This is a genomic window from Bradyrhizobium sp. (assembly GCF_016462955.1).
In the GTDB taxonomy this organism is placed as follows: Bacteria; Pseudomonadota; Alphaproteobacteria; order Rhizobiales; family Xanthobacteraceae; genus Bradyrhizobium.
Map to the genome: position 1 here is coordinate 1 of NZ_JAEMSD010000747.1, position 2500 is coordinate 2500.

A 2500-nucleotide genomic window follows, 5' to 3' on the forward strand; every position below is an offset into this window, starting at 1 on the left:
ACCACCAACGTCGAGGGCTTGAAGATCCTGCGCAAGATCCTGAACGCGCCGGCGCTGAAGCCGTTCGTGGTCAGCGAATACGATCCCGGTGAGAAGGTATCGACGGACGCCGAGCTCCTGGATTATTGCCGCGAGCGCGGCAGCACCATCTATCATCCGACCTCGACTTGTCGTATGGGCAACGACGCGCTCGCGGTGGTCGATCAGCGGCTGAAGGTGAGGGGGCTCGACGGCCTTCGCGTCGTCGATGGCTCGGTCATGCCGGACCTCGTCTCCGGGAACACCAACGCGCCGATCATCATGATCGCCGAAAAGGCCTCCGACATGATATTGGAGGATGCGCGCTGACCCGCGATCATTGAGAGGACCACGACTTGGCTACGCGACTGAAGATCGGCACACGCAAGAGCGCCATGGCGCTGGCGCAGACGGAAGAGATCGCGCGCCGCCTCGTCGCCGCCGTGCCCGGTCTCGACGTCGAGATCGTCAAGTTCGACACCACGGGCGATCTCGACCAGACCAGCAAGCTGCTGCCCCACGGCGGCAAGGGCGGCGCCTTCGTGGCGCAGATCCGCGCCGCCGTGCTGTCGGGCGAGCTTCAGGCGGCTATGCATTCGCTGAAGGACATGCCCGGCAACGAGGATACGCCGGGTCTCGTCATCGGTGCTACGCTGTCGCGCGATCCGCCCGGTGATGCGCTGGTGCTGCGCGACGGCGTGACCCTTGAGGCGCTGCGCCAGTCCCGTGGCAAGGGCTTCAAGATCGGCACCAATGCGGTGCGCCGAGCGGCTTATGCGCGGCGGTTGTTTGCCGATGTCGAGGTCATTCACTTCCGCGGCGCGGCCGACACGAGGGTTCGCAAGCTCGACAATCGCGAGAAGCAGCGTCTGCCGGATGGCGGCGCGGTGGGGCCGGCGGATGCGCTGATCATGGCGCGCTCCGGGCTCGATCGGGTCGGCCTGTCCCATCGTATCGCCTACGAGTTCACCGCGGCGGAGATGCTTCCCGCAGCGGGGCAGGGCATCGTCGCGGTCGAATGCGCGGCCCAGGACTGGCAGACGCGGCAGCTCCTGTCGTCGATCGACGACCCCGCCGCACACGCCTCCGCCGATGCCGAGCGCGAAGTGCTGTGGGTGCTGAACGGTCACTGCAACTCGCCGGTCGCGGGCTTTTCGACCATCGCAGGCGATCGGATGTCGCTCACCGCCTCCGTGCTCGACCTCTCCGGCAACACCATCATCGAAGCCTCGCGCGAGGGTCCCGCCAATCGCCCGCGCGAGCTCGGCCGTGCGGTAGGCCTGGATCTGCTGGCGAAGGGCGCCGCCGAGATCATCGAGCGCAGCCGGCCGCGCTGAAAGCGTTAATTCTGGCCTAATCTGTTGCAATTTTACGCGAACTTGTCGTTATTTGGTCGCGAACCGTCTTGGTGACTTTCGCTTTTCCTGCCGCTGCACTCAGCGCATAGCAGTCGCGGTTTGAACGGAAAGGCGACGACGATGACGGAGAACGAGGTATTCATTCTCGAAGACGATCTGACGACGCGCGCGATGTTGAGGGTCGTCCTCGAAAGAGCAGGCTATCGGCCGGTTTTCTTCGCCGATGGCGAAGCACTGATCGCGAAGGCGCGAAATGCCTCGCCGGCATGCATTCTTCTCGATCTGTGTCTGCCGGGAATTTCGGGGCTGGATGTCCTTGGGCAACTGACCGATCGAACCTGTCCGGCCCCGATCCTCATGGTGTCGGGTCAGGGCGATATTCCGACCGCCGTGCATGCACTTCAGATCGGAGCGGCGGATTTCGTCGAGAAGCCATTCAGTCCGGCAGACCTGGTTGCGCGAATCGAGTCGGCCGGCGGCAGCCAGCCGGCGCATTCAGCAAACCCGGTCGAGCATTTCAAGCAATCGCGAGGACTGACCAAGCGCGAGTGCGAGGTTCTGGATCATCTGATCGGGGGGGCATCGAGCAAGGCGATCGCGCGGAAGCTTGGCATCAGTCCGCGGACGATCGAGGATCACCGGGCCCGGATCATGCAGAAGGCCGGCGTCAAGACGACCGCGCAGCTTTCGATCATGGCCTTCAAGGGGGCGCAGGCTCCCAAGGACCGCCTCACAGCCTCGGGGCGCCGCACCGTTCACTGATTGCGCGGGTGATGCCCGCGCGCGCCTGTTTTGCCCGACGTGTCAAGACGCGCCTGAGCCGGTCGTGCGGGTACAGCGTTTTCAACGACTTGCCTACTGTGCATGGGGTTGTTTTCGCGTTTTTGCGTCCGCTCCATTGGGAGCGGCCGGATTACCTCCGCACGCGCTTGATCATCTGCTCGACATGGGCGATCGGCGTTTCCGGCTGGATGCCGTGGCCGAGGTTGAAGATGAACCGTCCTTGCGCGAAATTCGCCAGCACGTCGTCGACCGCCCGGTCGAGCGCGGCGCCTCCCGTGATCAGCACGAGCGGATCGAGATTGCCCTGCACGGCGACCTTGCTCTGCACCCGCTCGCGGATG

4 protein-coding genes are annotated in these 2500 nt (G+C 64.6%); 3 read left to right on the top strand and 1 reads right to left on the bottom strand.

Annotated elements, in window-relative coordinates:
• The 3 genes from JHD07_RS37780 to JHD07_RS37790 form a co-directional block, all read left to right on the top strand.
• Window positions 1-348: GMC oxidoreductase (locus JHD07_RS37780; RefSeq protein WP_291631469.1), on the top strand; the 348-nt coding region annotated here is incomplete at its 5' end.
• 26 nt (window positions 349-374) lie between these two features.
• The gene (gene hemC, locus JHD07_RS37785; RefSeq protein WP_291631471.1) at window positions 375-1355 is read left to right on the top strand and encodes a hydroxymethylbilane synthase; all 981 of its coding nucleotides are present in this window, start codon (window positions 375-377) and stop codon (window positions 1353-1355) included.
• 141 nt (window positions 1356-1496) lie between these two features.
• Window positions 1497-2138 carry a response regulator gene (locus tag JHD07_RS37790; protein WP_291631474.1) on the top strand — a complete coding sequence of 214 codons (642 nt, stop codon included), beginning with the start codon at window positions 1497-1499 and terminating at the stop codon, window positions 2136-2138.
• A gap of 151 nt (window positions 2139-2289) precedes the next feature.
• Here the strand turns inward: JHD07_RS37790 and JHD07_RS37795 are convergent.
• On the bottom strand, window positions 2290-2500 hold a 211-nt coding region (locus tag JHD07_RS37795; RefSeq protein ID WP_291631476.1), incomplete at its 5' end, for a uroporphyrinogen decarboxylase family protein.

What these genes read in the sequence shown, in the direction of transcription:
- JHD07_RS37790 (WP_291631474.1), top strand. Translation starts at nt 1,497, where the DNA reads ATGACGGAGAACGAGGTATTCATTCTCGAAGACGATCTGACGACGCGC.